Source organism: Georgenia sp. Z1491 (genome assembly GCF_049856175.1).
Lineage (GTDB): Bacteria > Actinomycetota > Actinomycetes > Actinomycetales > Actinomycetaceae > JB111.
The window spans coordinates 1-2,916 of the sequence record NZ_JBNDNA010000035.1 but is presented as its reverse complement, the minus strand read 5'-3'; the positions used below and the strand labels follow the sequence as shown (position 1 = coordinate 2,916).

Sequence of the window (2,916 nt, the reverse complement as noted above, 5' to 3'; positions counted from 1 at the left end):
AAGGGGCAGCGCCGTCTCGATGGCCTGGACGGCATGATCATCAGCCTCTACGCAGGCGGGATGACGTTGCGGGACGTCGAGCACCACCTCGCGACCACGATCGGCACCGAGATCAGTTACGAGACGATCTCCAAGGTCGTGGACCAGATCAGCGAGGAGGTCCTGGCCTGGCAGCACCGCCCGTTGGAGGCGCTGTATCCGGTGATCTACCTCGACGCGATCGTGGTCAAGATCCGCGATGGCGGACACGTGCGCAACAGGTCCGCCCATCTCGCCATCGGCGTCGATATGGACGGGATCAAGCACGTCCTGGGTATCTGGGTCCAGGCCAGCGAGGGAGCGAAGTTCTGGGCCGGCGTCTGCGCCGAGCTGGCCAACAGGGGCGTGCGTGACGTGCTGATCGTGTGCTGCGACGGGCTCACGGGGTTCCCCGAGGCCGTCGAAGCGACCTGGCCCCAGGCGACCGTGCAGACCTGCGTGGTCCACCTGATCCGGGCCGCGACGAGGTTCGTGAACTACAAGGACCGTAAGGCTCTGACGGCCGCGCTGCGGCCGATATACCAGGCGCCCAGCGCTGAGGCCGCCCTGGAGGTGCTGGAGGCCTTCGAGGCCAGCGAGCTCGGCCGTCGCTACCCCTCGGCGGTCAAGACGTTCCGCGCCGCGTGGGAGCGGTTCACCCCGTTCCTGGCGTTCCCGCCCGAACTCAGGCGGGTCATCTACACGACCAACGCGATCGAGTCGCTGAACTACCAGCTCCGCAAGGTCACCAAGAACCGGGGCCATTTCCCCAACGACGCCGCGGCAGTGAAGCTGCTGTGGCTGGCGATCTGCAACATCGAGGACAAAAGAGCGCGCGAGCGAGCCAAGGAACGAGGACGACCCGCCGCCGAGCGACGAGCCTCGGGCCGGCTCGTCGAGGGCGCTGTCACCACGAACTGGAAGACGGCCCTCCAACAGCTCTCACTGGTCTACCCCGACCGAATCAACCCCCACCTCTGACCCGGCCCCCTTACACAGACAACTTGACAGGCTCCGCCAGCGCTCTCGCCCACAGGTCCGGAAAGTGGCAAAGGACCCGGTACTCGAGGCCCGCGTCAACGCCGACCTCGCAGCGTCATGGACGCCGAACGAGATCGCGGGTCGCTTGCGTCTGGAGGCCGCAGACCCGACCGTTGAACGCATGGCGAACTCTCCCGACGCTCAGGGCCGCACCGTCAGCGGAGAAGCGATCTACCAGTACATCTACGCGATCCCCCGCGGAGAACTCGCCAAGCGTGGGATCTTCTTGCAGTCCAAACGGACCAAGCGCCGGCCCCGCACGCACGGCTGCTCCCGAGGCGGGCCGATCGTGGGGATGGTCCCGATCGCGGAGCGTGGCGAGGACGCGGCGAAGCGGCGGGTACCCGGGCACTGGGAGGGCGACCTGATCATCGGGAAGAACGGGTCCTCGTGCGCGGCGACGCTGGTGGAGCGGATGAGCGGGTTCACCGGCCCGCTCGCCCTGCCCTCGAAACACGCCGAGGGCCCCGCGGACGCGGTGATCGAGTACTTCACCGAGCTGCCCCGGATGATGCAGACCTCGCTGGTAAGGGACCAGGGCAGCGAGATGGCGCACCACGCAAAGGTCTCCCCGGCCACAGACATGCCGGTCTACTTCGCCGACCCCCACTCGCCGTGGCAGCGGCCATCGAACGAGAACACGAACCGGCTCTACCGCGAGTACCTCCCCAAGGGCACGGCGATCCCCGACCACCAGCCCTACCTCGCCACCATCGCGGAGGAGATCAACAACCGGCCCGCCGCCGACTGGGCTTCCTGACACCGACAGAATCCTTCGCCCGACTACTGGCCGGCGAACCCCATGTTGCTTCCACGCTTTGACACCACCCTGGCTGGAGGCCCACCCCAAGCAACGGAAGGACCGCATCGAGGTGGTAGCGATGGACGGATTCTCCGGGTTCAAGACCGCCGCCAGCGAGGCCCTACCGGGCGCGGTAGCGCTGATGGATCCCTTCCACGTCGTTCGCCTGGCCGGAGACGCTCTGGACGACTGCCGACGACGCGTCCAGCAACAGCTCCACCAGCGCAGAGACCGCAAGGACGGCCCGCTCTACAAGGCGCGCCGCACCCTCCACACCGGGATGAGCCTGCTGACCGACCGCCAAAAAGAACGCCTCAGCGTCCTCTTCGCCCACGAGAAGCACGCCGCGGTCGAAGCGACCTGGGAGATCTACCAGGCCATGGTCACCGCCTACCGAGAACCCGACCGGGTGAAGGCCAAAGCAATGATGGACAAGCTCATCACCGCGCTGAGCAAAAAGGTGCCTGAAGCCTTGCCCGACCTGGCCAAGCTCGGCCGAACGCTGACCAACCAAACGCGCCGCCGACGTGCTGGCGTTCTTCGACCGCCCCGGCACCAGCAACGGTCCGACGGAGGCGACCAACGGCCGGCTCGAACACCTGCGCGGCTCCGCCCTCGGCTTCCGCAACCTCACCAACTACATCGCCTGCAGCCTCCTCGAATCAGGCGGCTTCAGACCCTTGCTACACCCTCAAATGCGATGAGCCAGATAAGTCCGTCGGAGGCCGCAGAGTGGGCTCGCGTCCTCCTCGCGGTCCCTGAGCACCAGCGCGATGCTCTGTGCGCTTGGACGGCCTCCGGCAGCTACGTCGCAGAAGGCACTGGAGACCTGCCGTCTGTTTCCGACTTCGAAGAGCGCTTCTGCGGAACATGGGGCAGTTTCCGCGACTACGCCGAGACTCTCGCCGAGGAGATCGGCCTCATCCCGCAGGACGCGCCGGAAGAGCTTGTGCGCTACTTCAACTGGGTTGCCTGGACCCGCGACCTCGAACACGACTACACGGTTGTCCGAGCCGACGCGATCTCCGTGTACGTCTTCAGGAACCTGTGAAGGG

The 2,916-nt window shown here is 66.5% G+C and carries 2 protein-coding genes and 2 pseudogenes; all 4 read left to right on the top strand.

Annotated features, from left to right (window positions below; translation table 11 throughout):
- The coding region (locus ACPYO4_RS16305) for an IS256 family transposase (RefSeq protein WP_425709122.1) at nt 1–999 on the top strand (999 nt) is incomplete at its 5' end.
- Nucleotides 1,000–1,033: 34 nt separating this feature from the next.
- Nucleotides 1,034–1,881: pseudogene (locus tag ACPYO4_RS16300) on the top strand (IS30 family transposase); the annotation flags it as partial.
- An 8-nt stretch (nt 1,882–1,889) separates the two neighbouring features.
- Nucleotides 1,890–2,565, top strand: a pseudogene (locus ACPYO4_RS16295) (ISL3 family transposase); the annotation flags it as partial.
- A complete protein-coding gene (locus tag ACPYO4_RS16290; RefSeq protein ID WP_242134972.1) occupies nt 2,562–2,912 on the top strand; it encodes an antirestriction protein ArdA in 351 nt (116 codons plus the stop codon). The pseudogene ACPYO4_RS16295 and the gene ACPYO4_RS16290, both read left to right, overlap by 4 nt.
- Nucleotides 2,913–2,916 lie beyond the last annotated feature (4 nt).

What these genes read in the sequence shown, in the direction of transcription:
- ACPYO4_RS16290 (WP_242134972.1), top strand. Translation starts at nt 2,562, where the DNA reads ATGAGCCAGATAAGTCCGTCGGAGGCCGCAGAGTGGGCTCGCGTCCTC.